This is a genomic window from Halalkaliarchaeum desulfuricum, assembly GCF_002952775.1.
GTDB classification, from domain to species: Archaea; Halobacteriota; Halobacteria; order Halobacteriales; family Haloferacaceae; genus Halalkaliarchaeum; species Halalkaliarchaeum desulfuricum.
The window spans coordinates 130,061-156,263 of record NZ_CP025066.1; the positions used below are offsets into that span (position 1 = coordinate 130,061).

General features: G+C 63.7%; 24 protein-coding genes and 1 tRNA gene. 13 read left to right on the plus strand and 12 right to left on the minus strand.

The window, feature by feature from the left end; all coding sequences use genetic code 11:
* Nucleotides 1-18: 18 nt before the first annotated feature.
* Complete coding sequence (locus AArcSl_RS00650; RefSeq protein WP_119813732.1) at nucleotides 19-795, plus strand: sugar phosphate isomerase/epimerase family protein; 777 nt, start codon at nucleotides 19-21, stop codon at nucleotides 793-795.
* A gap of 24 nt (nucleotides 796-819) precedes the next feature.
* A complete protein-coding gene (locus AArcSl_RS00655) occupies nucleotides 820-2,619 on the plus strand; it encodes a formate/nitrite transporter family protein (protein WP_119813734.1) in 1,800 nt (599 codons plus the stop codon).
* A gap of 42 nt (nucleotides 2,620-2,661) precedes the next feature.
* On the opposite strand, the gene AArcSl_RS00660 is transcribed toward AArcSl_RS00655, so the two are convergent.
* The 4 genes from AArcSl_RS00660 to AArcSl_RS00675 all read right to left on the minus strand — a co-directional run bounded on the left by AArcSl_RS00660 (nucleotide 2,662) and on the right by AArcSl_RS00675 (nucleotide 7,164).
* The gene (locus tag AArcSl_RS00660; RefSeq protein WP_394337326.1) at nucleotides 2,662-3,438 is read right to left on the minus strand and encodes a metallophosphoesterase; all 777 of its coding nucleotides are present in this window, start codon (nucleotides 3,436-3,438) and stop codon (nucleotides 2,662-2,664) included.
* Nucleotides 3,435-4,928 (minus strand): RPA family protein, encoded by a 1,494-nt coding sequence (locus AArcSl_RS00665; protein ID WP_245883313.1) that lies wholly within the window; start codon nucleotides 4,926-4,928, stop codon nucleotides 3,435-3,437. The genes AArcSl_RS00660 and AArcSl_RS00665 overlap by 4 nt, the downstream gene beginning before the upstream one ends.
* Nucleotides 4,925-6,235, minus strand: coding sequence for a Single-stranded DNA binding protein (locus tag AArcSl_RS00670; RefSeq protein WP_119813738.1), 1,311 nt, complete (start codon nucleotides 6,233-6,235; stop codon nucleotides 4,925-4,927). The genes AArcSl_RS00665 and AArcSl_RS00670 overlap by 4 nt, the downstream gene beginning before the upstream one ends.
* 83 nt (nucleotides 6,236-6,318) lie before the next feature.
* Nucleotides 6,319-7,164, minus strand: a complete 846-nt coding sequence (locus AArcSl_RS00675; protein ID WP_119813740.1) for a universal stress protein — start codon at nucleotides 7,162-7,164, stop codon at nucleotides 6,319-6,321.
* A 334-nt stretch (nucleotides 7,165-7,498) separates the two neighbouring features.
* On the opposite strand from AArcSl_RS00675, the gene AArcSl_RS16950 reads away from it, so the two are divergent.
* From AArcSl_RS16950 to AArcSl_RS00700, 6 genes are all read left to right on the plus strand, one after another.
* A complete protein-coding gene (locus tag AArcSl_RS16950; protein ID WP_449267273.1) occupies nucleotides 7,499-7,645 on the plus strand; it encodes a DUF7512 family protein in 147 nt (48 codons plus the stop codon).
* 3 nt (nucleotides 7,646-7,648) lie between these two features.
* Nucleotides 7,649-8,695 (plus strand): sulfite exporter TauE/SafE family protein, encoded by a 1,047-nt coding sequence (locus AArcSl_RS00680; protein ID WP_119813742.1) that lies wholly within the window; start codon nucleotides 7,649-7,651, stop codon nucleotides 8,693-8,695.
* Nucleotide 8,696: 1 nt separating this feature from the next.
* Nucleotides 8,697-10,973, plus strand: coding sequence for an amino acid permease (locus tag AArcSl_RS00685; protein WP_119813744.1), 2,277 nt, complete (start codon nucleotides 8,697-8,699; stop codon nucleotides 10,971-10,973).
* Nucleotides 10,974-11,036: 63 nt separating this feature from the next.
* Nucleotides 11,037-11,489: a TIGR00725 family protein gene (locus AArcSl_RS00690; protein WP_119813746.1), complete on the plus strand. Its 453-nt coding sequence runs from the start codon at nucleotides 11,037-11,039 to the stop codon at nucleotides 11,487-11,489.
* Between the two features lie 60 nt (nucleotides 11,490-11,549).
* Complete coding sequence (locus tag AArcSl_RS00695; RefSeq protein WP_193588486.1) at nucleotides 11,550-12,263, plus strand: hypothetical protein; 714 nt, start codon at nucleotides 11,550-11,552, stop codon at nucleotides 12,261-12,263.
* 72 nt (nucleotides 12,264-12,335) lie between these two features.
* On the plus strand, nucleotides 12,336-12,656 hold the full coding sequence (locus AArcSl_RS00700; RefSeq protein ID WP_119813750.1) for a hypothetical protein: 321 nt from the start codon (nucleotides 12,336-12,338) through the stop codon (nucleotides 12,654-12,656).
* A gap of 15 nt (nucleotides 12,657-12,671) precedes the next feature.
* On the opposite strand, the gene aglJ is transcribed toward AArcSl_RS00700, so the two are convergent.
* Together aglJ and aglF are read right to left on the minus strand one after the other, a co-directional pair.
* Nucleotides 12,672-13,592, minus strand: a complete 921-nt coding sequence (gene aglJ, locus AArcSl_RS00705) for an S-layer glycoprotein N-glycosyltransferase AglJ (protein ID WP_119813752.1) — start codon at nucleotides 13,590-13,592, stop codon at nucleotides 12,672-12,674.
* 70 nt (nucleotides 13,593-13,662) lie between these two features.
* Nucleotides 13,663-14,442 carry a UTP--glucose-1-phosphate uridylyltransferase AglF gene (gene aglF / locus AArcSl_RS00710; RefSeq protein WP_119813754.1) on the minus strand — a complete coding sequence of 260 codons (780 nt, stop codon included), beginning with the start codon at nucleotides 14,440-14,442 and terminating at the stop codon, nucleotides 13,663-13,665.
* A gap of 176 nt (nucleotides 14,443-14,618) precedes the next feature.
* Here aglF and carB point away from each other — a divergent pair, with 176 nt between their 5' ends.
* Nucleotides 14,619-17,882, plus strand: coding sequence for a carbamoyl-phosphate synthase large subunit (gene carB / locus AArcSl_RS00715; RefSeq protein ID WP_119813756.1), 3,264 nt, complete (start codon nucleotides 14,619-14,621; stop codon nucleotides 17,880-17,882).
* 1 nt (nucleotide 17,883) lies between these two features.
* Here the strand turns inward: carB and AArcSl_RS00720 are convergent, their stop codons facing one another.
* Nucleotides 17,884-18,396 (minus strand): redoxin domain-containing protein, encoded by a 513-nt coding sequence (locus AArcSl_RS00720; protein WP_193588514.1) that lies wholly within the window; start codon nucleotides 18,394-18,396, stop codon nucleotides 17,884-17,886.
* A complete protein-coding gene (locus AArcSl_RS00725) occupies nucleotides 18,393-18,647 on the minus strand; it encodes a glutathione S-transferase N-terminal domain-containing protein (RefSeq protein WP_119821628.1) in 255 nt (84 codons plus the stop codon). The genes AArcSl_RS00720 and AArcSl_RS00725 overlap by 4 nt, the downstream gene beginning before the upstream one ends.
* Nucleotides 18,648-18,784: 137 nt before the next feature.
* Here AArcSl_RS00725 and AArcSl_RS00730 point away from each other — a divergent pair, with 137 nt between their 5' ends.
* Nucleotides 18,785-20,167, plus strand: coding sequence for a hemolysin family protein (locus AArcSl_RS00730; RefSeq protein ID WP_119813760.1), 1,383 nt, complete (start codon nucleotides 18,785-18,787; stop codon nucleotides 20,165-20,167).
* Nucleotides 20,168-20,199: 32 nt separating this feature from the next.
* Here AArcSl_RS00730 and AArcSl_RS00735 read toward each other — a convergent pair whose 3' ends face one another.
* The 3 genes from AArcSl_RS00735 to AArcSl_RS00740 all read right to left on the minus strand — a co-directional run bounded on the left by AArcSl_RS00735 (nucleotide 20,200) and on the right by AArcSl_RS00740 (nucleotide 22,179).
* Nucleotides 20,200-21,396 (minus strand): inorganic phosphate transporter, encoded by a 1,197-nt coding sequence (locus tag AArcSl_RS00735; protein ID WP_119813762.1) that lies wholly within the window; start codon nucleotides 21,394-21,396, stop codon nucleotides 20,200-20,202.
* Nucleotides 21,397-21,400: 4 nt separating this feature from the next.
* Nucleotides 21,401-21,535 carry a DUF7859 family protein gene (locus AArcSl_RS17545; protein ID WP_281259888.1) on the minus strand — a complete coding sequence of 45 codons (135 nt, stop codon included), beginning with the start codon at nucleotides 21,533-21,535 and terminating at the stop codon, nucleotides 21,401-21,403.
* Nucleotides 21,536-21,606: 71 nt separating this feature from the next.
* Nucleotides 21,607-22,179, minus strand: coding sequence for a DUF5813 family protein (locus AArcSl_RS00740; RefSeq protein ID WP_119813764.1), 573 nt, complete (start codon nucleotides 22,177-22,179; stop codon nucleotides 21,607-21,609).
* Nucleotides 22,180-22,302: 123 nt separating this feature from the next.
* On the opposite strand from AArcSl_RS00740, the gene AArcSl_RS00745 reads away from it, so the two are divergent.
* From AArcSl_RS00745 to AArcSl_RS00755, 3 genes are all read left to right on the plus strand, one after another.
* Nucleotides 22,303-22,956, plus strand: a complete 654-nt coding sequence (locus AArcSl_RS00745) for a DUF7119 family protein (RefSeq protein WP_119813766.1) — start codon at nucleotides 22,303-22,305, stop codon at nucleotides 22,954-22,956.
* Nucleotides 22,957-23,053: 97 nt separating this feature from the next.
* A tRNA-Arg gene (locus AArcSl_RS00750) sits at nucleotides 23,054-23,126 on the plus strand.
* Nucleotides 23,127-24,844: 1,718 nt separating this feature from the next.
* Nucleotides 24,845-25,675, plus strand: coding sequence for an IS5 family transposase (locus AArcSl_RS00755; protein WP_119813768.1), 831 nt, complete (start codon nucleotides 24,845-24,847; stop codon nucleotides 25,673-25,675).
* Between the two features lie 112 nt (nucleotides 25,676-25,787).
* Here AArcSl_RS00755 and AArcSl_RS00760 read toward each other — a convergent pair whose 3' ends face one another.
* Entirely contained in the window at nucleotides 25,788-26,126 is a 339-nt protein-coding gene (locus AArcSl_RS00760) for a hypothetical protein (protein WP_193588487.1), read from the minus strand.
* Nucleotides 26,127-26,203 lie beyond the last annotated feature (77 nt).

Sequence of the window (26,203 nt, forward strand, 5' to 3'; positions counted from 1 at the left end):
CGCGTCCGGCGATCCAGTATGGACCTCGGGCTCACGGTCGGGGACGAACTTGAGCGGATCGACGCCGCGGATGGTCGATACGCCTTCCTCGAACTCTCGATCGGGGACAGCTTCCTCCCGCCGACGTCGATCGACCGCGACCGTCTCGAGACGGCGCTCGACGGACGCGACCTGTACGTCCATCTGCCGTTCGACCAGCCGGTCGTGACACACGTACAGGAACTGAACGAGGCGATCGTCGACTACCAGACCCGGCTGCTGTCGTGGGCCGGGGACGTCGGCGCCCGGAAGGCGGTGTTGCACGGAACCACTGCCGACCGGGACGACGTCGACCTGCGGGAGCGGTTCGCCGAGCAGCTTTCCGTCGTCGTCGACGCGGGCGAACGCGCGGGCGTGGAGGTGGTCGTCGAGAACGTCGGACACCAGCATCACGGCGTCCAACTGTCCGTCCTGGGCGAGGTCGCCAGGGAAGTCGATGCGCCGGTGTGTTTCGACGTGGGGCACGCGTACATGGAAGCTGGAAACGACGGAATAACGCGATTCCTGCGGAGCCACGGCGATCGAGTCACTCACCTGCACGTTCACGACGCGCGTCGGCGTGGGGACACTCACATCCCGGTCGGCGCCGGCGAGATCGACTACGAGATCCTCTCCGAACAGCTCTCCGGGTTCGACGGAAGCGTCGCCGTCGAGGTGTTCACCGACGACGCGGCGCTTCTCTGGGACTCCGGGAGACGAGTGCGCGATCGACTGACGCCCGGTTCGACGACATCCGACGAGAAGGGAAGTTCTTAGTTCCCACGCGGTGTTGACCCGGCAATGAATAGCGACGGAACGTCGCCGGTCGACGAGCCGGCGGCGAGAACCGAAGGCGGAATTCCTGTCAGGGGCGAAGTCATCGCCGACCGGTTCTCCTCCGACGAAGTGTTCCAGCGGATCGTCGCCGACGCCGACCACGAAATCACCTCCAGCGTCCGAGAACTGTTTTTCAGCGGCGTCGCAGCCGGATTCGCGATCACCATCACGTTCCTGCTGTACGCCTCGATGACGACCAAGACGGACAGCAGTATCGCCGCTGCACTACTGTATCCGCTCGGGTTTATCTACATCATCATCGGCGGCTATCAGTTGTACACCGAAAACACGCTTCCCCCGGTAGCGCTGACGCTGGAGCGGCTGGCCTCGATTCCCGCGCTGTTGCGTCACTGGTCGATCGTGCTCGCGGGCAACTTCGCCGGCGGGGCAGTCGGCGCGGTCGCGCTCGCGTACGGCGGCGTGTTCAGCCCGGAGGCCACAGCCGTCGCGATCGATCTCGCAGAAAAAGGCGTTGCGACCCCGGCATGGGATCTCTTTTTCAAGGGCGCGTTCGCCGGCCTGATCGTCGCCGGCGTCGTGTGGATAAACTTCGCCTCGCAAGACACCATCTCCCGGTTAATTGTGGTCTATCTCGCGTTTCTGGCGATCCCCCTCGGCGACCTCTTTCACGTGGTAGTCTCCTTTACCGAAGCGCTGTATCTGATGATGGTGGGTGATCTCGGATTCGTGGTCGGCATGTGGGGGTTTGTTATTCCGGTTCTGCTCGGCAACACGATCGGTGGGGTGTTGCTCGTCACCGTCGTCAACTACTACCAGACCAGCGAGCGGCGACTCGAAGTCGAGCGGTTCGAACACGTTCGCAGACTGTCGATCCGCGAGTGGCTGCTGGGTAATCTCGCCGGACGGTCGTACGTCCCGGTAGTCGATACCGTCGAGGACATCGTTCGTGATCCCGACGACTATCGGATTCTGGTTCCGATAGCAAACCCCCGTACAGAATCGAACCTGATCAAACTGGCCAGTGCGATCGCCGAGACCCGAGGGGTCGGGACCGTCCACGCCGTCAACATCGTCCAGGCACCCGAGCGGATGACCACCGGATCGCAAGCGAGGCGAATTACCCACGAATCGGAGCAATTGCTCGAGGACCTCGAACGCCACACCGACGGTTATGACGTCACGTTCGAGTCGTCGACGATTGTCTCCTCCAGATCGTTCGAGGAGGTGTTCGACCGGGCGAGGCGGACGCGTCCCGACCTGGTGCTCCTGGGGTGGGGACCTGACCGCCTGTGGGACTCTGCCCGCGCCGAACGCCCGATCGACGAACTGACCAACACACTCCCGTGTGACTTCCTCGTCGTGAAGGACCGTGGACTCGACCCGACGACGATCCTCCTTCCGACCGCCGGTGGGCCTGATTCGGACCTGAGCGGGGAAATCGCCTGGGCGCTTCAGGAGAGCGTCGATTCGGAGATCGAACTGTTACACATCGTTGATGGCGAAGATGAGCGAAAGACCGGCGAACAGTTCCTCGAACGGTGGGCAGAGAAACACGACATCGAGGAGGCCATCCGGACCGTGGACACCTCCGGCGACATCGAGAGGACGATAGAACGGAAGGCCGAAGACAGCACGATGGTCATACTGGGTGCAACCGAGCGTGGCATGCTCTCGCGGCTGGTGACCGACTCGTTGCACCTCAAGATCGTAGACGAAGTGGACGCCTCCGTCCTTCTGGCGGAGCGCCCCGCCGATAGATCGCTCGTACAGCGGTTGTTCGGTCGCGGACGGCGACGGAAGTGAACCGCGGAGCGGACAGAGAGTGCCGTCGCTGTCGGTGCAAAATCAGATGGTCCCGAAGGGTCCGAGACGCGTCCCGTCCAAGAGGTAGGCGTCGGCGTCGGCGAGTCCCACCGGCAGAAACGGTGAGAGAAACGACTGTCCATCGACGTTCACCCATGTCCCCCCCGACCGGTCGTTGAACGCCGGAAAGACGACGAGTTCGCTTCCCGAAACGGCGGCTCCGTCGGCGATGATTCCTTCCTCGCGGAACGGTTCCGGATTGAGTTGGCCGCGGAGCCACGCCCGCTCCATCCGGGTGCCACCCACCTCGTCCCGGAGCCTGACCTGCGGGTGTTCGTGTCCCATACAGACGACGTCCGCCTCGAATACCTCGGGTGCGGGCCAGGTGTGGCCGTGGACGAGTCCGACGTCGCCATAGACGGTCCCGTCGGTAGGTGTCACGTCGATCCGGTCGGCGAAGGCGGCCGCGACGCCGCCGTCGTGGTTCCCCTGCACGAGCGTCAGGGGGACCCGGTCGGTCACTGCATCGATCAGCGTCTCGATCTCCTCGCGCTCCTCCCCGTCGGGGGCGCGGATCCGGTGGGCGAGATCGCCCAGCACGATCACCCGATCCGCTGCCGTTCGGTCGAGAAGCGACAACAGTCGCTCTCTGCGACGGTCGGCCGCCGATTCGAGTTCGACGCCGCGTTCGTACCTGAGTCCGATCTCGATGCCGGCGTGGTAGTCCGCGACTGCAAGCGCCCGCTCCCCGTCGCCGTCGACGATCGCCGCCGCCGCGTTCGCCACCGGCTCGACTGGCGTGGGCGTCACCGTCGTCAGATCGCCTTCAGACGGTCGTCTCCGGGTTCATAACAGAGGCCGCCCATCAGGGCGTCCTGGATCGCGTCCTCGACTGCACCCGGATCGACACCGTACTCGTCGACGACGCGGGCAACGACCGCCTCCCTGTCGGCGCCGTCGCCGTCGTCGATCGCCTCGATCGCCTCGATCGTCGCCGATTCCAGGTCGACGTCCGCCGATTCAGGCTCGTCGGTCGCCTCGGGTTCTTCAACCGCCTCCGGTTCGGAGGCGTCGATGTCCGCGGTTTCGTCGGTGTCACCCGAATCGATAGCCTCGTCGACAGTTTCCGCATCGCCCGCCTCGTCGCCGGCGCCCGCCTCGTCGCCGGCGCCCGCCTCGAGTTCGGCCGCCAGTTCGTCGGCGTCGGGGACGTCGATGTCGGCCTCGCCGGGGTCGTCGATCTCGGAGCCGGTTGTGAACTCCGCCCCGTACTCGTCTTCGACCTCTTTCCGCTCCTCCTCGTCGAGTTCGTACATCCCGCCGTCGTCGAGGTCTTCGTCGACGTCTTCGTCTTCGAGGTCTTCCCCGCCCGCGATGTCGTCGTCCGACGACCCACCGACCTCGGTGTCCTCGATCGGCTCCGTCTCGGCTGCACTCACGTCAGCCGCTGCCTGCGTTTCGTCGAGTTCGGATTCCTGCGTTACAGCCGTCCCATCGTCCACGTCCGCGATCGTGACGTCGGTCTCCGGCAACGGACCGATCTCCGTGAGACCCACGTCGCCCGGTTCCCCCGGCGCGAGCGAGGGACGAGTCACCTCTTCGCGATCGCCGGCAACGAGTTCGAGCGCCTCCACGGCCGTCCGACGGATCGCCTCGACGTAGGCGGGCGAGGTGTCGTACGTCTCCAGTGCCTTCGGGATCCCGGCCGCAAGCGCCGGGGAGGCCCCGCCCGCAGCCAGTGCCTCCCGGAGCCGATCCCCGCGGTGCTGTGACTCCAGCGCGCGGACGAACACCGCGAGCCGGTCGAGAGTGGCTTCCGCAGTCGAGACGACCCAGCGATCGCGCGTCCGGGCGTCGACCGCGTTGAGACTCTCCGGGCGCACCGACGTGAACACCCGATCGGAGTCCTCCGGTTCGAACGTCCGGGCCTTCCCGGTGAGCGCGACGAACGCCGGTGGGTCGGCACGCTCGAGGAACGCAGCCTCGTCCGGCTGGTACTGTCCCGCGTACGTGACGAACGCCCCCGTCGGGTCCACGATCCGTCCCCGGCTCGTCTCCTCGTTTACCGCCTCGACTTCCGTCAACACGCCCACCGCGAACAGCCGGTTGACCCGCGCTCCGGTCGGCGTCACGACGTAGTTCGGGGCGCGCTCCTCGTCGCTTTCCGAGTACGACAGCGTCGCGTCGTCGAACTCCGCGGCGAACAGCCTGTGGGCGATCTCCCGTCCGCCACCACCGAAGGATCCACCGTCGCCCGATCCGCCATCGCCCGATCCGCCGTCGCCCGAACTTCCCTCGCCGGCGCTCATCGGCGCTCACCTCCGTCGGCAGCGGGACCGCCAACTGGAGTCGAACCCAGTCGTTCCAGGGCCGCTTTCGCCTCCTCGGCGGGATCGTCCGCTACCGGCTCGAACGCCTCGGCGTTGAGGTTGGCGCCGTAGTCGTCGACCGAGAGGTTCCCCCGGACACGGAACGTTCGTCCCTCGATCCGGTTTGCGATCTCCGCCGCGACGACCTCCTTGTCCATCGCGTCGCGCGCGGCGGATTTCGCCTCTTCGATACCGCCGCCGTACACCTCCGCGGTGAGTTCGGTTCCCAGGATCGCAGTTAACGTCCCTGTCCCGTCGTCGACGATCGCCTTCACCCGGAGGTCGTCCTCGGCCTCGACCGCCCCGTGGCTCCGGCACTGTCCACCCTGAACCACGCGTCCACACTCGGGACACCGCTCGATCAACCCCGAGCCATCCCGCAGTTGGATCACGGTGCCGACGACTTCGACGTCGTACATCCCGCCGGTCTCGACCGCCCGTCCGACCGACAGCTGGGGGGCGTCCTCGCGCACCGCGACCGCCTCCGGCAGCGGTGTGACGGTCGTAAACTCCGAGAGGTTCACCGACGGCACGCCGCGGAACTCCCGGACATACACGTCCTCGATCCGGAGGTCGGCGCCGGGCTCGATCTCGGCTCTGGGCGACCAATCGGTGAACGGCAGCCGGCCGGTTTCGTCGCCGACCTCCCCCGAGAGGATCTCGGTTTCCCCGTCCCGGCCGTCGATCGTCCGCCGCTCCATCTCGAGGACCCGAACCTCGATCGTCCGCCCGCGATCGCCGGGTTCGAGGTCGATCAGGCTCGACTCCCCGCCGACCTCGTAGGGAACCTCGAGGTCGTCGGCCACCGCGACGCTCGTGTTCTCGCCGAGGTTGAGTTCCGGCTGTCCGTCCCACTCGCGAACGCCGGCGTTGCCCACGGTGATCGAGTCGCCGGGTTCGAACCCGAAGTCCTGCCAGGCGGTGTAGGAGATCACACCGGTCTCGTCGGCGAGTTCCCCCTCTCGGATCTCGACGTCTTCTCCCTGATAGCGAATCGTCCGTCTGCCCACGGTCAACACTTTCCCGGTGACGGTGACGTTCGATTTATCGGGCGTCACCTCCGCGACGTCAAGGGAGACGGGTTCGGCGGAGCCGCCACCGCCGTCGCCGTGTTTGCGCCGGATCGACTGTTTGGCTTCCTCGATCGGTACGCTGTACTGGAGCAGGTTCTCCAGGTCGGATCTGACCTCCGATTTGTCGACGCCGAGAGCGGAGGCGAGCTCCTCGGCATGTTTGTCTACGTCCATCGGCCGGGAATTGGTCGTGGCTTCCTATAAAGGATTGTTCGCTCAGGGGGTCGATCGGTGGCTCGTTCGATCACGCCGTCGGATCAGGCCGTCCGCGGCGGCGGGACGAGAAAGACGTTCCCGTTCGCACGCGCGACCACGTCTTCGGAGACGCTGCCCAAAAGGAGCCGCCGGAGCCGACTGTGTCCTCGTGATCCGAGCAACACCGCCGTCGGGTCGTACTCGGACTCGGCTGCGAGGATCTCTTCGGCGGGATCGCCCCGGCGAACGTCGGTCTCGACCTCGATGTCCCACTCGTCGAGCCGTTCGGCGAGTTCATCCAGGCGATCTGCCGGGGAGAGTTCGCCCTCGGGATCCGGATCCTTCGGCGATCGGACGTGTACGAGCGTCGCCTCCTGTGTGGCGTGCCGGAGATACGAAAACGACTGGAACGCACGGTCGGCGTTCTCGGAGAAATCGGTGGCAAACAGCACGCGCTGGAAGAGATGTTTCCGGACGACCTCGGGATCCTCGGCCCCGCGTTCGACCCGGTTGACCACCAGCGGCACGACCGTCGTCCTGGCGAGGTTCCGGGCGGTCGAACCGATCACCCGGTTCTCGAGCGGGCTCTTCCCGCGGGAACCGACGACAGTCAGGTCGGCGTTGACCGTTCCGGCGACCCCGTTGATCCGTCGGTGTGGCGTCCCGCGGACCACGTGCGTCTCGACGTCGAACCCTGCGTTCTCCATTGTTCGACTGTATCGGGCGAGTCCCCGCTTTCGCCGCCCCTCGAAGTCCAATCCGGGCATGCCCGCGTGGACGTTCGAAGGGACGACAGTTACCAGATGCACCTCCTCGACGCCGATGCGGCCCAGACAGCCGAGACAGGTCTCGTTTTCGATCGCCGCCTCGCTGGCCGCAGAAAGGTCAGTAGCGTACACCGCTTTCATACTCGTGTTACGGACGGGGGATATAATATTGTTTTGATAACCCAATATCGGTGAGTCGAAACGCTCCAGTTTGCGCGGGGGAGATCGGCGGCCACCTCCGCAGATACGCCCGTCTGGTTTCATCAAATCCCCCCATATTTCGGAAACTTATGCGGATATTCCCGTGGGATATCGATGGCATTCTTTGCAGTAATATTGTCTATCAATCCCAAAACTGTTATTACACCGCGTCGGTTATGAACGAGCGAGTGAGAACGCGTGATTCGCACACGATCCGACAGCACGCGAGGTGGCAACGAATGACAACTAAACTGAAGGGAGGTGAACGCGAGTGATCGAGGCGCTCGGACTGCCGGCATGGTTGCAGGCTGCACTACTCGTCGGCGTCGTGCTCGTCGAGGCCGTCCTGCTGTACGTCGGCTACGGCTATCTCGAAGACCGGGCTGCACCACGCGTGATCGAGACGATACAGAACGCCTGATCGATGGAGCTACTTGGACTTACCCCAGAACTGCTTGCACTGTTCGTCAGCTTCGGGTTCATGGTCGGGGTGTTCTTCGGGTTCTTCGGCATGGGTGGTTCGTTTCTGGTCACCCCCGCGCTGTTGATCCTGGGGTATCCCGCACCGGTCGCGATCGGTTCTAGCATGGCGTTCGTCTTCGGGACCGCCGTCATCGCGACGCTGAAACACCACGACGTCGGCGAAGTGGACTACAAACTCGGCGCCCTGATGTTCGTCGGGATCGCGCTGGGCATCGAGGCGGGGAAGATGATCGTGCTGTTTCTCGATCGGCTCGGTCAGGCCGAACTCGTGGTCGGGATCGCCTACATCCTGTTGCTGGCGGCGATCGGCCTCATCTTCACCCGAAACGCCCTCAAAAAGAACAGCGAGAGAGACGCAAACGACGAGTCCGGTGACCACGGGACACCCGACGACGAAGACGACATCCCCGACATCGCCAAAAAGATCAAGTCGTACAACGTTCCGCCGATGGTAACGTTGACGGACGGAAGCAAGGCCTCGATGTGGACGATCTCGGGTGTCGGCGGCGGCGTCGGGGTCGTCTCGGGTTTCCTCGGAGTGGGCGGCGGATTCATCCGCATGCCCGCGATCTACTACCTGATCGGCGTCTCGCTCACAGCCGCGGTCGGCACCAGCCTGTTCGGCGCGCTGATGTCCGGCGCCGTCGGCGCGTTCACCTACGGACTCTCCGGCGTCATCGACCTGGGTGTCGTCACGGCGCTTCTGGTCGGCAGCGCGCTGGGCGCCCGGATCGGCTCGGCTTCGACGGCGTACGTCGACGAGGACGACGTCACGATCTACTTCGGGATCATGCTGCTTCTGGCCAGCACCGCCGTCGCGTTCGGCGAACTCGCCACCTGGTTCGAAATGCCGATTCTGGACACCGTGAGCTTCGTTCTGCTGATTGGCTCGTCGGTGTTCGTAACGGCCGTGATCCTCTATTACGGCGGCGTGGCGTTGCGGGAAAAGAAGGCGACGACGACAGTCGCTCCGGGAGGTGACGACTGAAATGGTCACGGAACTCCGGCGTGACCTCGGCCTCCCGGCGACGACTGCGATCGCGATCGGCGCCATGGTCGGCTCCGGTATCTTCATCCTCCCCGGTATCGCGTACGCGGCGGCCGGGCCCGCCGTCGTGGCGGCGTACCTGATTGCGGGGATCCTTGTGCTCCCTGCGGCGCTGTCCGCCTCGGAGATGGCGACCGCGATGCCCGAGGACGGCGGGTCGTACGTGTACGTCGAACGCGGAATGGGACCGATACTCGGAACCATCGCGGGGATCGGAAACTGGTTCATGCTCTCGTTTAAAGGGGCGTTGGCACTCGTGGGCGGGGTTCCGTACCTGGTGTACGTGGCCCCGACACTCGCGGAGTACATCCTGCTGATCGCGCTGGGGCTCGCGGTGGCGTTCACCGTACTCAACGTCGTCAGCACGAAATCGACCGGCGGCCTGCAGTTCGCCATCGTCGGGATCATGATACTCGCGATGGGATACTTCGTGATCGGCGGCGTCGGCGGGATCTCGCCCGCACAGACCGCCGGATCCTTCGATCTCGCCTCCGAGGGGATCCTCGCGGCGACTGGGCTCGTGTTCGTCTCGTATGCGGGCGTGATCAAGATCACCGCCGTGGCAGAGGAAGTGAAAGATCCCGGACGGACGATTCCTCTCGCGATGATCGGTGCGCTGGCGTTGACCACCGCAATGTACGTGCTGGTCGTCTACGTGGCGATCGGCGTCGCGCCCGACCTCTCGCCGGGCGGGGAGTTCGTCCCGGCCGGCGGCGAGGAGGTCGCCTCCATCGCCTACGCCGCAGACGCCGCCCTCGGCGACATCGGCGTCGCGATCGTCGTCCTCGCGGCGCTTCTCGCGCTCGCGTCGACCGCAAACGCTGGATTGCTTTCGGCCTCGCGGTTCCCGTTCGCGATGGCCCGCGACGGGCTCGCGCCGCCGCAGTTCGAGCGACTCAGCCAGCGGTTCAAGACGCCCGCGCTGGCTGTCGGCATCACCGGCGGGATGATGATGGTGATGATCGCGACGCTGCCGATCGAGCAGGTCGCAAAGCTCGGCAGCGCGTTCCAGATCCTCGTGTTCGTCCTGGTGAACCTCGCGGTGATCGGGTTTCGGGAGGGCGCCGTCGAGAACTACGATCCGGAGTTCGTCGCGCCGCTGTATCCGTGGATGCAGGTGTTCGGCATGGCCGGCGGGCTGATCGTGTTGACCCAGATGGGAACCGTCCCCCTGGCGGGGGCGGCGCTCATCACGGTCGTCGCGATCGGATGGTACTTCGTCTACGCACGCCCGCGGGTCGACCGAGAGGGAGCCGTCCGGAAGGGCGCCCGCGAGAACGTCGGCAACCGAGCAATCGAGGAGACTCGACGGCTGTTCGAGTCGGACGAAACGTTCGACGTTCTGGTCGCGATCACCGACGACACGTCTCCGGCAATGAAACGAGAACTGGTCCGAACTGCGAACGACATCGGTCGACTCCGGACGACCTCCGTCTCAGTTGTCGAGTTCGTCGACGTCCCCCACCAGATGTTTGCCGAAACCCATCCCACCGTCTCGACGGAGGCGCCTGAGTGGTTGAATGGTGTGCGAGCCGACGGCGGATCGCCGGCGAACAAAGGCGGCCTCCAGTACCGACGGATCGAGGCAGAACACCCCGCACAGTCGATGGTCGACTACGCCACCTACGAGGGCCACGACCTGCTGGTGATGGAACGTGACAGGGCCGACTTCCACAAGCGGCTGTTCGGCAAGGGAACCGACTGGATACTCGAGAACGCCCCCTGTGACGTGCTCCTGGTCGACGAAGGCTCCGATCCGGCGGCGAACGACCATCCCGGCGTAAACGACGTCTCGGAGGTGGCGGTGGTCGCAAACCGCGGGCCGTACGACCCCGTGAAGCTCCTGATTGCAGACTCGATCGCCGAGGAAGCCGGCGCCGGAATCCATCTCCTGCAGGCGATTCCTGCGGACGCCCCCGAAAGTAGACGGGAGACGATCGAGTCGTACCACGATCGGTTGATCTCGACGTTGACCGTCCCGACCCGATCGACGGTGATCGAAACCGACGACGAGATCACGGGACTCGCGCGGTTCGTCGGCGACGCGGAACTACTCGTCACCGGGGTCGACCGTACGGGACTCACCGCACGACTGCTCGGGCGGCCGGGCAACCGGCTCGTCGACTCCGTCGAGGCGAACGCCGTGATGGTGAAAAGCCACGCCGACCGGAAACCGGGGCTGGTTCAGCGGTTCCTGATGGACCACGTCTTCGGGTGAGCGGCGGACGATCGACCACGGCCTCACAGAGCCTTTTTGGGCCCACGACCGATCGAAACAGGTATGCGAGTGAGCGTGATCGGCGGGAGTTCGGTCCCCGAACGGACCGCAAAACAGGCGGAGACGGTGGGGCGGCTACTGGCCGAACGGGGTCACACGGTCGTCTGTGGCGGACTCGGCGGGGTGATGGAGGCGGTCTGTCGGGGTGCCCGCGAAGCCGACGGTGAGACGATCGGCATCCTTCCGACTGACCGTCCCAGCGACGCAAACGACCACGTCGAAACCCCGATCGCGACGGGGCTGGGTCACGCAAGAAACGCGCTCGTGGTGATGAACGGCGACGCAGTGATCGCGATCGACGGCGGTCCAGGAACCCTCTCGGAGCTCGGACTCGCCGGTGTCTACGATCGGCCGATAGCCGGGCTCGGAACCCACGACGTCGGTGACGTGACCGGTATCGAACCAGTGGACGCGCCGGAGGCGGCGGTATCGTACGTCGAACGGTCCCTCGATTGAAATCATGGGGACGTCGGGCGCCCGAACAACGGTTAACACCGCGGAAGCCCAAAGTGGGGTATGCCAATGAAAGGCTCCGGGGCGGCCGAACTCGATGTCATCGATCGGTGGGACGCCGGCGTCGGGTGGCTGGCGTATCCAGCAGAGACCATGCAGCGGGCGAGTCACGCGGTGGCGGTCGACGGGGACGTGTGGGTACTCGACCCGCTCGACGCCGATGGAGTCGACGAACTGCTCGAGGAGTTCGGCGACGTGGCGGGCGTCGTCTGCTGTCTGGACCGCCACAAACGCGACTGTGCGGCGATCGCGAACCGACACGACGTCCCCGTGTTCCTCCCCGAGTGGATGACCGGCGTCGCCGACGCGTTCGACGCGCCGACGCGCCGGTTCGGCAGGTCGCTTGCCGACACCGGGTTCCGGTCGATCCGGATCCGGAACTCGACGGTGCCGCCCTGGCAGGAAGTCGGGCTGTACGCCCCACCGGGGGACGATCCCGAGGAGGATCCGGTTGCAGGAACCCTGTACGTTCCGGAGGCTGTCGGCACGTGCTCGTACTTCCGGACGGACCAGGAACGCCTGGGCGTCCATCCGATGCTCCGACTGTTCCCGCCTCGGGCGGCACTCGAGGGGCTTCGTCCCGAACGAATACTGGTCGGCCACGGCGAAGGCGTGATGGAAGACGCTCACCGGGAGCTTCGGGCGGCGCTGGAACGGTCCCGGAGTGAAACGCCGTCGCTGTACCTGAAAACGCTCAAAAGCGCGGTTCTCGGGTGAGAACGTCGCGGAAAAACGGGGGCTGACCGACAGTCGCCGGTGTTTTTATCCGGGCGGTGTAACCCGTCGGCGATGGCAGTGAGACCTCCCGGGGACGATTCGGATCCGGATCACATCGAGTTCGGTATCGCCGCGCTCGCCGCGAGACTCGAGGAGGCCGACATCGAGTACCCGGCGACGGCCGACGAGATCTGTGCCGCCATAGACAACACCGAGGTTCCCTACGACGGATCGGGCAACACGCTGGAGCTACGGGAGGGTCTCTCGGAGCTGGAAACCGAGCGGTTCCAATCGGAGGCGCAACTCCTCGAGGAGATCCATCCGGTGTTCGAACGACACCGCCGTGCCGGCGGCGGTCTTATCGACCGGATACGGGGACTGCTTCCGTTCTAGCCCGTCGGTTCGAACTCAGTCGCTCTCGATTTGCTCGATTCGGTCGAGTTGTTCCCGGTGGAGCGTGAGGATCAGATCCGACAGCACCCCGAAAATCAAGAGTTGGACCCCAAAGAGGATTCCGAACGCCGCAACGAGCGCGAGGACCTCGTGGCTGATGCCGACCACGAACCAGCGATATCCCACGTACAGCCCTATGAAAGAGCCAACCACCGTCGAGACGAGTCCGACAGAGCCGAAGTAGAAAAGCGGATTGTTCGTCTTCGTTCGTCGGTACAGCTCCAGGAAGATGATTCCCCCGTCGCGGATCGGATGCAGGTTGGTGCTCGATCCGTCGGGGCGGGGAAGATACGAAATCGGAACGACAGCCACCTCGAGGTCCTGCCTGGCGCATTCGACCGCGAGCTGCGTCTCGATGCCGAAACCGTCCGCGGTCACGTTCATCTCCCGGAACGACTCCCGCGTGAACGCCCGATAGCCGGAGAGAATGTCCCCGTACGATTGGCCGTGGATGGCCGCAAACGATCGGTTTATCGCCCGGTTACCGATCCGGTTGAGCCGGGTCATTGCACCCTCTCGCATGTCCGCGAACCGGTCTCCGACGACGTGATCGGCCTCCCCGGAGAGCAACGGCTCGAGCATGGCCTGGGCGTCTTCGGGCCGATAGGTGCCGTCGCCGTCGACCATCAACACGTACGACGCCTCGACGTGCTCTGCAACCGCCTCGCGGACCGCCTGCCCCTTCCCGGACCCGGACTGCTCGATGACGCGTGCACCGGCCTCGCGGGCGAGTTCCCGGGTGTCGTCGCTCGAACCGCCGTCGACGACGAGGATCCGGTCGAACCCCTCCTCCCGGAACCCGGCGACGACGTCGCCGATCGTCTCGGCCTCCTCGAGCGTCGGAACGAGAACGCAGACGTCGTCGGTCGAACTCATCGTGAGGGTCGTCTACGCACGGGCGTATATCTCTGTTCGTTCGCGCCGGGCCGCACGCCGGACGAGGTGATCACTCGCCGTCGGCGGCTTCGACGGGTTTTTCCTCGTCGCCGGACGCCGACTCCGCTTCGACCTCGGCAGCCCCGGTCAGTCGGCGCTCGGCCTCGTCGCGGTCCTCCGGGTAGCCGACGTCGATCCGCCAGCCGTCCATCCGGATCGCGTCGATCGTCCGCCCGCTTTCGATCAGTAGATCGATCGCCTCGCTGATCTCGTACTCGCCACGGTTGGACGGCTGGACGAGATGACACGCGTGGAAGATCGCCGGCGTAAACGTATAGAATCCAGTCATCACGAGGTTCGTCGGGGGCTCTTCGGGCTTTTCGATCACGTTCGTGATCTCGCCGTACTTGTTCGTGTCACACACTCCGTATCGGGAGGCCTCCTCGTAGGGGACCTCCTCAACGAGGAACGCCGCGTCGGCGCGTTCCTCCCGCTGGCGGCTGACCACGTCGCCGAGGTTCGCCCGGAAGACGTTGTCCCCGAGCATCAGCATGAAGTCGTCGTCGACGTGTTCCTCTACGGTTAACAGCGCGTGGGCGAGCCCCTTCTGCTCCCGCTGGTGGGTGTAGGTGATCGGAACCCCGCGGAATTCGTCGCCGTAGTGGCTGATGATGTCCTCCTTCCGGTAGCCGACGACGACGACGAACTCGTCGGCGTCCATCTCTGCGAGCTGTTCGAAACAGTGGGTCAAAAGGGGCTTGTCCGCGACTTCGACCATTCCCTTCGGTTTGTCGTCGGTGAGTGGCCGGAGTCGGGTCCCCTTCCCGGCGGCGAGCACGACAGCTTTCATAATTTTGACTCTCTTGGCTCGTACACAAATACTTTCGGCTCTGTGATTTGTGCCACCTCCCTCGAGAAACTGATTCGCGTCCCGTGTTACCAGTTGACTTGCGATTTTCGAAATTTTGCTGCGAATATCGTATTATATCGCCGGCCTTATTACGATGAACACACTGTAGACTGGTGATGACCGACGAGAACTCCCCGGGTGGAACCCACGCGGGGTCGGACGACCGGACCATCCTGCTCATCGGTAGCGGACCGATACAGATCGGACAGGCTGCGGAGTTCGACTACTCCGGCGCGCAGGCCTGTCGAGCCCTGCAGGAAGAGGGTGCCCGAGTCGTTCTCGTCAACTCGAACCCGGCAACCATCATGACCGACCCGGAAATGGCCGACCGGGTGTACATCGAGCCGATCACGACGGAGGCGATCTCGGAGATCATCCGGATCGAGGAGCCCGACGGCGTGATCGCCGGCCTCGGCGGACAGACTGGCCTCAACGTCACAGCCGAACTCGCCGAGCAGGGCGTACTCGAGCAGTACGACGTCGATATCATGGGGACGCCGCTGGACACGATCTACGCCACGGAGGACAGGGATCTCTTCCGCCAGCGGATGGAACGGATCGGCCAGCCGGTCCCACGCTCGACGACTATCTCGCTTTCGGCGGGCGAGTCCGTAACCGAATTCGACGAAAGAGCGCTCAGAGAGCGCGTCGAGGCGGCCGTCGAGGAGGTCGGCGGGCTCCCGGTGATCGCCCGGACGACCTACACCCTCGGCGGCTCGGGGTCCGGGGTCGTCCACGAGATGGACGAACTGGTCGAGCGGGTCCGGAAGGGACTGCGCCTTTCGCGCAACGACGAGGTGCTGATCACGGAGTCGATCGCCGGCTGGGTCGAACTCGAGTACGAGGTGATGCGCGACGCCGGCGACTCGTGTATCATCATCTGCAACATGGAGAACATCGACCCGATGGGGATCCACACCGGCGAATCGGTCGTCGTCACCCCCTCGCAGGTGATCCCCGACAGGGGCCACCAGGAGATGCGCAACGCCGCACTCGAGGTGATCCGGGAGCTGGGGATCCAGGGCGGCTGTAACATCCAGTTCGCCTGGCGCGACGACGGCACGCCCGGCGGGGAGTACCGCGTCGTCGAGGTCAATCCCCGGGTGTCCCGGTCGTCGGCGCTCGCCTCGAAGGCGACGGGATATCCGATCGCCCGCGTGACCGCGAAGGTCGCGCTCGGCAAGCGGCTCCACGAGATCGAAAACGAGATCACCGGCGAGACGACCGCCGCCTTCGAGCCGGCGATCGACTACGTCGTCACGAAGGTGCCACGCTGGCCGAAGGACAAGTTCGACGACGTCGAATTCGATCTCGGGACTGCAATGAAGTCGACCGGCGAGGCGATGGCGATCGGCCGGACGTTCGAGGAGTCTCTTTTGAAGGCGTTGCGCTCCTCGGAATATGATCCGGCAGTCGACTGGGAGGACGTGAACGATTCCGAGCTCGAAGGTGAGTACCTGGAGACACCCACGCCGGACCGTCCGTACGCGATCTTCGAGGCGTTCGAGCGGGGGTACACGATCGAGGATCTGGTGGAACTCACCGGAATCAAAGAGTGGTATCTCGAGCGGTTCGAGCGCGTCGCCGACGCCGCCGAACGCGCTCAGGACGGGGAGTTCACGCCGGCGGCGACCGCCGGCTACACCGACGCTGAAGTCGCCGCGGTCGCGGGAGCGGATGTCGGAACCGTCGAATCGTCGGTCCCCGATCGGGCTTTCAAGCAGGTAGACACCTGCGCGGGCGAGTTCGAGGCGTCCACGCCGTACTACTACTCCTCGCGTCTGCCGGAGTTCCTCGCGGGGGGCGACGACGACACTACCACGGGGACCGACGAGCTCCAGGTCGACCGGGACGCCGAAAGCGTCGTCGTGGTCGGCGGCGGACCGATCCGGATCGGCCAGGGCGTGGAGTTCGACTACTGTGCCGTCCACGCGGTGACGGCGCTGCGGGAGCTGGGAATCGACGCCCACGTGGTCAACAACAACCCCGAGACGGTGTCGACCGACTACGACACCTCCGATGGGCTGTTCTTCGAGCCGATCAGCCCCGAGGAGGTCGCCGACGTCGTCGAGGCGACCGGTGCAGACGGCGTGATGGTGCAGTTCGGTGGCCAGACGTCTGTCAACGTCGGGGCGCCGCTGGAGGCGGAACTCGAGCGCCGGGGACTCGACTGCGAGATCATGGGAACAGGCGTCGAGGCGATGGACCTCGCGGAGGACCGCGATCGCTTCAACGTCCTGATGGACGAACTCGGGATCGCCCAGCCGGAGGGCGGCACCGCGACGAGCAGGGATGGTGCGCTCGAGCTCGCTCACGAGATCGGGTATCCGGTGCTGGTTCGTCCCTCTTACGTGCTGGGCGGCCGGGCGATGCGGGTCGTGCGCGACGACGCCGAACTGGAGACGTACATCGACGAGGCGGTTCGGGTGGCACCCGACAAGCCGATCCTCGTCGACGACTTCCTCGAGAACGCTATCGAGCTGGACGTCGACGCCGTCTCGGACGGCGAACGCGTGCTGATCGGCGGCATCATGGAACACGTCGAGTCGGCGGGCGTCCACTCGGGCGATTCCGCCTGCGTCATTCCGCCCCGGTCGCTGGATTCGACGACACTCGGCCGCGTTCGCGAGGTGACCGAAGAGATCGCCCGGGCGCTGTCGACGGTCGGGCTGTTGAACGTCCAGCTCGCGGTGACCGGCGTCGGCGATCCGAACGCGGCGGCGACCGTGTACGTACTGGAGGCGAACCCCCGCTCCTCGCGGACCGTCCCGTTCGTCTCGAAGGCGACCGGCGTGCCGATCGCCAAGCTCGCGGCGAAAGTGATGGCGGGCCGGTCGCTGTCGGAACTCGACGCCGAAGAGCGGATCCCGGAGCACCACAGCGTCAAGGAGGTCGTGCTCCCGTTCGACCGCCTGCCGGGCTCGGATCCCCGCCTCGGGCCGGAGATGAAGTCCACCGGCGAGGTGATGGGCACCGCCCGGTCGTTCGGCAAAGCCTACGACAAGGCACAGTCGGCTGCCGGTTCGGGGATTCCCCGGGCGGGAACGGCGGTGGTCGATCTGTCTGCGCCCTCGGTGCTGGGAACCGAAACGGACCCGGAGACGGAGTCGGCGCTCCGGGATGGGTTCACACAGCGGTTCGACCTCGCGGAGTACGACGACGAGACGGCGCTTTGCGACGCGCTTCGGGCCGGCGAGATCGATCTTTTGGTCACCCGGGATCGGGAGGCGCTTTCCGTCGCTGTCGAGGAGGACGTGCCGTACTGTTCGACGATCGCGAGCGCCCGGGCTACCCTGGAAGCGCTTGTACACGCCGACGAGCCGCTCGACGTGATGGCCGTCTCCGACCGGCCGCGCCGGGTCGGCGAATGGGGCCGGTAGGTCACGCGAGCCGGTCGATCTGTCGCGCTATCTCGTCGTAATCGGGGAATTCGGGCCACTCCGAGGCGACCCAGGCGTACTCGATCGTCCTGTCGGTGTCGAGCAGAAACACTGCCGGTCGCGGTTCCTCGATTCCGGCCATCCCGTCGAGGTCGTGGGCGATTCCGTACGCCTCGGCGACGCCGTTTGCCGGATCCGAGAACAGTCGAGAGTCGATTCCCCGTTCTTCGACGAACGACGTGTGCTCGTAGGGCGTCGAAATGGAGACGCCCACGACGGTGGCTTCGGTTTCCCACCCTCGATCGCGGATCTCGTTCCAGAGATACGTCGCCGGGAACGCACCGTCCATCGGATGAAAGACCAGAACCGTCGGCTCCGGCCCGACCAGTTCCGAGAGGGACCTGTCCTCCCAGTACTCGTCGTTCACCAGCGGCCGGGTGAAGTCGGGGGCCGTCTCCCCTTCAGTCGGGTGATCCGCCGGCGGGAGATCGACGACGTCGAACTCGACCATCAGTTTTCCCCGTACGTTCGCTGCAGGTACTCTACGATGTTTCCGCTCTCGGACATCGTGACACCCGTGTTATCGTCCACGATCGCCGGGACGCTCCGTTTTCCGGAGGCGCGTTTCACTACGTTCCGGTCGGAGTGCATCGGTTCGACGAACCGGGATCGGTACGGCAGATCGAGTTCGCGGAGGAGTCGCACGACGCGTTCGCAGTACGGACACGCCTGGAGCCTGTACAGGGTGATGTCGGCCGAGGTCATGGCATGACTGTCGGGCTGCATCCGGGTAACGGCTTCGACGGCGGGAATCCGTTCCGAGCGCGAGTTCCGCAACCGAGCCCGCACATCCGGGTGCGGAGGGCAATCCTTAATTTTCCCGCCCAGGAATGACTAACGGTATGGGCTTGTCGCTGTCGACTTCGTCTGCGCCTGCAGTGGTTGGTGATCCACCGGCCGTGCTCCAACTTCTGGGGTCGGATCCGACCACGATCACAATCCTTGGCAGTATCACGATCCTGGTGTTGCTCGGGCTGTCCGCCTTCTTCTCCTCTTCGGAGATCGCGATGTTCTCGCTGCCCCGCCACCGGGTCGACACACTCGCCAACGAGGGCGTCAAGAACGCCAAGACGGTTCAACATCTCAAGGACAACCCCCACAGGCTGCTGGTCACGATCCTGGTCGGCAACAACATCGTCAACATCGCGATGTCCGCGATCGCGACGACGCTTTTTGCGATCTACATGAGCGAGGGCCAGGCCGTGCTGGCGACGACGTTCGGCATCACGGCACTTGTGCTACTGTTCGCGGAGACGGCGCCGAAATCGTACGCGGTCGAACACACCGAATCCTGGGCGCTGCGGATCGCGCGTCCCCTCAAGTACTCCGAGTACGTGCTGCTCCCGCTGGTGATCATCTTCGATCACCTCACGCAGGCGATCAACAAGATCACTGGGGGCCGGGCCGCGATCGAGTCGACGTACATCACCCGCGACGAGATCCAGGACCTCATCGAAACAGGCGAACGCGAAGGTGTAATCGAGGAAGAGGAACGCGAGATGCTCAACCGGATCTTCCGGTTCAACAACACCATCGCGAAGGAGGTGATGACCCCCCGGCTCGACGTGACCGCCGTGCCGCGGGACGCGACCGTCGAGGAGGCGATCGAGACGTGCATACAGTCCGACCACGAGCGCGTCCCGGTGTACGAGGGTAACCTCGACAACATCGTCGGCATCGTCACCGTCCGCGATCTGGTCAGAGAGCAGCGATACAGCGAGGGGGAGCCGTCGCTCACCCGGGTCGTGAAACCGACGCTGCACGTCCCCGAGAGCAAGAACGCCGACGAACTGCTCGAGGAGATGCAGGACAACCGGCTCCAGATGGTGATCGTCATCGACGAGTTCGGGACCACAGAGGGACTGATCACGCTCGAGGACATGGTCGAGGAAATCGTCGGGGACATCCTCGAGGGCGACGAGGAGGAGCCGATCGAGTTCGTCGACGACGACGAGGCGCTGGTTCGGGGGGCGGTGAACATCGACGAGGTGAACGAGGCGCTCGAGTTAGAGATCCCCGAAGGCGAGGAGTTCGAGACGCTCGCCGGCTTTATCTTCAACCGGGTCGGCCGACTGGTCGAGGAAAGCGAGGAGATCGAGTACGACGGGATCACGATCAAAATCGAGGAGGTCGACAACACCCGGATCATGCTCGCGCGGATCGTCATTCACGAGCGACCCGGCGACGGCGACGACGGGGACGCGACCGTCGAAGTCGAGGACTAACAACTCGGCGACGTTCGGTCCGGGGCAGTGAATCAGCCGACGATCAGATCGACCGCAGAGAAGATTCCGAACCCGAGCCCGAGCGCCAGCGCGAGCGAACCGACCCACGCGAGGACCGTATACCCCATCTTCCGGCGCGACACGCCGGCCTGGCCGGCCGCGTAGCCGGCGCCGACGATCGCGGAGACGATGATCTCGTTGAACGAGACCGGGATGCCGAACGCGACGGCGGTCTGGGCGATCGCAAACGACGGGATCAACGCCGCAATCGACCGTCGCGGACCCATCGAGGCGTAGTCCTGGGCGATCGCCTTGATCATCCGCGGGGCGCCGGTCCAGGAGCCCAGCAGCAGTCCGAACCCGCCCCCGACCAAAAGCGCAAGGAGGGGAACGCCGCTCCCGTCGAACAGCGGCACCAGTGGGCCGATCGCGAGGCCGACCTGCGATCCGCCGGCCGAAAAGGCGACCAGTCCCCCCATCACGAGGAGGAACCGACGCTGTCCCCCCGCGAAATCGCGTCGCAGATCCGCAGCGAGCAGTCCGGTCGCGAGCAGGGCGATCCCGAGTGTCGCCGCCGGCACGCCGGGATCGATCCCCGCGGCGTTCGGCAATGAGACCGCCGCCGCGACGGTTCCGGCGATCGAGCCGTCCTCGCCTGCCGGCCCGAGCACGGCGAAACCGACGTTGGCCAGAACGGCACCCACGACCCCGGCGAGGCCGGCCGTCACCCGGCGTTCGTCGAGCCGCCCCCAGTCGAGTAGTTTGACCGTGCCGTACGCGACTCCGCCGCCGACGAACGGGGTGAGGACCCACAGCGCGAGGATCTCGGCGTACTTCGCCCAGGCGGGGTCGCCGCCGAGCGCGAGGCCGACACCGACGACGGCGCCGGTGACGGTGAAGGCGGTGGCGATCGGATAGCCGCTGAACACGCCCACGGCAACCAGCGTCGCGGCGACGACGAGCGCGACGATCGCGGCGGTCGCAGAGAGGCTGACCCCGCCGATCAGCTCCGTGCCCACTGCCTCAGTCACGTTCGCCCCCTGCAGTACAGCGCCGAGGAAGCCCAGAATCCCGACGATCAATCCCGCCCGCAATACCGAGATCGCGTTCGCCCCGACCGCCGGCGCGAACGGCGTCGATCCCGATGAGCCGGCGCCGATCGCCCACGCCATAAACAGGCTCGCCATTCCCGCGACCAGGAAAGTCGCCGCCGCCTCGATCCCGACCATCAGGTCACCGCCGTTGACCGTCCTGGTAGCCCTCTCGGAGACCCATCAGCGTCCGGCGGACCAGGAGGTACGCGAAGAAGAACAGCCCGAGCAGGAACAACAGCAGGAGGATAAAGACCAGATCCAGATCGGTTAGCATACCCGGCGATATCGCGCCCGACGGCAAAGGCGTTTCGCCACGCCGCACTGAGCGGTCGTCCTCGGGGTCGATCACTCAGACGGGTTCGAGACACCGTCGCTACCGCCGGTCGCGTGGGCCTGCGAGAGGAGATCCGCCACGGGCTCTTCGTAGGCGTAGCCGGGGATGATACCCTGGACGTACGTGCCCTCGACGTAGTTGACGATCGCGACGGCGTCATCGACGCCCCGTCGAGTGTCGCGATCCCGGAGGGTCGCCTCGACGACAGCAATCCGAGTTTCGGCATCGTCGATCGACCGACGGACCGACGGGGAGACATCTCGATCGGCTTTCAGTACGCCGGCGACATCGGCGACGCGGAGTTCGAACGTCTCGTACCAGCCGTCCTCGACGACGTCGGCGACGCGATCGCTCGTCACCTCATCGAGCATCGGGACGCGGACGGAGATCTCAAACCTGACGACATCTCGATCGTCGGGATCAGGACTGTCGACGGCAGGATCATCATCCACGTCGCTGGTTGACGCCGTCACGGTTGCGTCGAACGGCGTCGACGTAGCCCGGAACCGGCCGGGCTCTGGTGCGGGTTCGAAGGACGGGTGCTCGCGGAACGCCCGCCGGACGCGTTCGGGGAGTTCACTCATGGCGAGGGAGAGGGGATCCGGCGACAAAAGCGTCGCGTTCGGCGTCACCGAGCTGCGGTCGAACAACCGGTCGACGTTGCCACTCGCGAGACGTTTTACTATCTGGATCCCCTGGATATGTCAATGACCGACAGGGGAGCAGACCGCGAGGATCCGATCGGTAAGCCCGTCGTGCGCTCGGATCCGGCGGTCACCGGCGAGCGGGCCGCGGAGGCGGTCGGATTCGATCCGGACGATCCGGACGACCTGGAGGCGGCCGCACGGACCGTCCGGGAGTTCGCGAGCGACGCCATCGGCGACGATCACGTGTTGATGCTCCGGGGTGCGGCCGCCTGTGCGGCGCTGGTTCGGGGGCTCGATTCGTACACGGCGGCGGCCGAGCGCGCTGGCGACGGGGTGTCTGTGGCGTTCGTCCGCAAGTGGGCCCGGGTACACGCGCTCCCGCAGTCGATCCGGCGGCACGTCGCCCGCGGGGAGATCGCCCCCAGCGCGGCCAAGCACATCGCCCGCGTGTCGGGCGAGCCGCGGTACGTGCTGGCGTTTGCGATCCTCGATGGCGGCCTCACCGTCAGGGAGGTGCGGGCGATCGCCTCGGAGGTGAACGACGGGCGACCGATCGCGGAGGCACTCCAGGAGCGGGACGTCACGCTCGGGGAGGTTACGGTCGCGCTGCCGGAGGGGACCTACGTCGAACTTCGGCGCCGAGCCTCGATCGAAAACACCGACCCTGGTGAGATCGTCGCCGAGGCGCTGTCGGCGTACTTCAAGGAGAAGTGAGCGTCGCGTTTTCGAGGCCAGCTCATCGCGGTTCCGTCCGGCGACTGTCGGGAGAAGTCAGAAACGTTAAACGCACGGCGGTGATATCCCGGCGTGAGGGCGCGTAGCTCAGCGGACAGAGCACTTGGTTCCGGACCAAGATGCCGCGGGTTCAAATCCCGTCGCGCCCGTTCGTTCACTTCGTTCACTCACGAGCGCGACTTACCCCCGCTCGCTCCGCTCGCGGGGATCCCGTCGCGCCCGTCAACTTCTAACCGCATGACGGTGGCGGGGTGTTTGCCGTGATATCGAAAGGCGCATGCTTTCGTTCGATGGTCGAACGCTCAATGGTGTCCCAGTAGGGCTCACGTACATCCAAACTGGAGTGTGGAGTGAAAATCAATCGCCGATTGAGTCCATTAGCTCGCTTGCTCGAAGAGCGAGTCTGAATTCTCTTGGAGCCCACCTACCAGATCAAGAATAACTTTCTTGGGAATGTCCTCACCAGACACGATCCCGTATGAATCAATTGGTGACTTCGGACTGCGTACTGACTGCTAGAACGTCTCTCAGTTTTAGAGATGTTCTGAGCGCCGTACAAGATGTAACGCGCGAGTCTTGCATTGGAATTGTTTCCATTTGAACTCATATCTTATCTGGAATGATGTGTATAGACCATGGACACATCAATTCGCAACTATTCTTCCCATCCAGTATCCTCTGAAACAGCCGATCAATAGGTTTGCGAATTGACTACTCTTTTAAGCGGGTTGTGACGTCGTGTATCGAATTCCAGCAAAGTATAGGCCACAGACAATCACACTAATCAGAAACCCAGTCGCGACACTTACTGTTACCCACTCGTACGGTGAGATAGTAATCGCTCTCGATTTGAGAAGCTGGAAGTATATGTATCCAAGTTGATCTCCGTATGCGTACGGAATGAGAAATCCTCCGAAACAACTGGTAGCAAAGCCAATTGCCAATAGTAGACGCTTTGCTGAAGAGAATCCACGCTGACTGGTATCAAGGTAGATTCCGACGAAGACGAGGATACCGACGAGTAAACCCCCGCCGATCAGGATTCCCAGATAGATGTTACTCACACAAGATACTCTGCAGCCTACTCGTTAATAAGGTGGGATTCCGTTATTGATACGTCTGATCTCGCTATCATCTGAATAGACCGATCTGAATCGTCGATCTTCATCGAACACTCAGTGCAAGACTCGCCCCTTGGACACAGCAGTGGTTGAGTGTCAACTCGAATTTACGAATTGAATCGATTGAGGCAGACAGATCTTAAACTTCAATTTGTGACTTTTCATTCACAGAACTCTCTCTAATACCGTCGATCAATAGGAATGCATAATCTGGGATGACAAGTGACTCAGAGGAGACTACTAATCCACATCAGAATGGAAACGACAAATCCGCTGATAAATGCTACCAACAGGAAGATAGCGACCCACCGTCGTCCGTTATCTGGGAGATATGGGATCTCACTTGGGTAAATTGGGGAAAGTGTCCCTTTTTTATCTGAACCGCGTCCATCCATATACTGAGAAACAGACTCTACACTATTGTTACTTCTGCTGCCGGTAGTGAACGATCTCAGCAAGACTGATTTCCATATTTCTTGGTGATGTGTTCGCCCAATGTACACATCAGGCTGTTTCTGACAGGATACTGCAATGAGAAACTTCGTCTGCAACATCAATCCTCTGTATCTTGTACAGCTGTCTTACCAGTTGGTGGATAGTTCGGAGTGTCCCGCGTTAGATCGTTCCTCTGTGCGGACCAGAACCCAGTTCAGATATATCTCTTTCTGAGGCTCCATTGAATCGCCAGACATCGCCGTAGTAAGTCGTAAAATCGAAGAAGTTGAGGCGAGTGAGTAGCAGTTTGGATGAACCTTACCACCCGCCTCACCGAGGAATTAGTCTCGCTCGCCAAAAGTTATTCCGACGATGCTGAGGAAGCTGCCGCCCCGGAAGGTGGCGGCAGCTTCGCTGAATGGGCGATGATTTCGCTTCACGGCTTGCGAATTTTCCTTGAGAAATCCTACGTGATGACAATCGACCTGTTAGAGACAATGACGCAAATTCTGGAGATTATTGGCCTTGAACCGGACGATCTCCCGGCACCATCCACGTTGAATAAGTGGCTCGACAGGATTGAGATGGCAGTTTGGCGAGTGCTGCTGCGCCACTCGGCGCAGTTGCACAATCCCTCTCCCGACGCTGCCGTTGACGCTACCTACTACGAACGCTCTCCGGCCAGCAAACACTACTGTGACCGCACGAACTACCGCGTTCAGACCATCGAGGCGACGAAACTCGTCGATACAGAGACGCAAGCGATCCTTGACGTACACTGCACCACGACCAGAGAAGGGAGTGACGCCGATGTCTGTGCGCAACTCGCCCGGCGCTACCCGGGCGAGTTACGCACGCTTGCCGCCGATAAGGGCTACGACAGCCAAGAGTTACGCGAGCAACTCCGTGAACTCGGCATCAGACCACTCGTCAAACATCGTGTGTTCGCGCCCTACGATCACGCACACAACGCCCGAATTAACGACGATCTCTACAATCAGCGCTCGATGACCGAAACCGCCAACTCCTCGGTCAAGCGCTCGTACGGCTCGGCCGTCCGAGCGCGTGAATGGTACCGCGAGTTCCGCGAGATTGCCCTGATGTGTCTCGTCTACAACATCAAACGCTACGTCAAACCATGAATTCTAACGTCTTACAGCGATTCAATGGAGCCCTTTCTGAGGATTTCAACAAAGCCGCTTTGTTGGATCAACAGATTCTCGAAGTACTCGGCGTGCTCCTCGCAGGCAGTCGCTATTCACCGACGCTGTTGAGCGCGCTGTTCAGCTCAAAGAGTTCACGAACCACCTCGCTGTCTGCGACCCGGTATCGGTGCGGTGACGTGTTCGGAACTTCCTCGATCAGTTCGACCTCAATCAAGAGGTCGGTGTAGTTACCAACGGTCTGGCGCGTTACACCAGCGTGTTCTGCGAGTTCGGTTTTGTTGAACTCGCGGTTCGGCGGAAGATCGAGCAACGCGTCTACGAGAATCGGGATCGCGTCGTGTTGCGTGAGGTAGAGCCACCCGCTCGGGTGTTCCTTCCGGAGCTGCTTCTTCGCTCCCCGGTCATCCGCCTGCTCCATACTGCTCATACAGAGAGACACCAGTCGAGTGTGTATAATTGTTCCCACTGGCGTAAACGGTCATTAACAGTCTTTATATAAGAGTG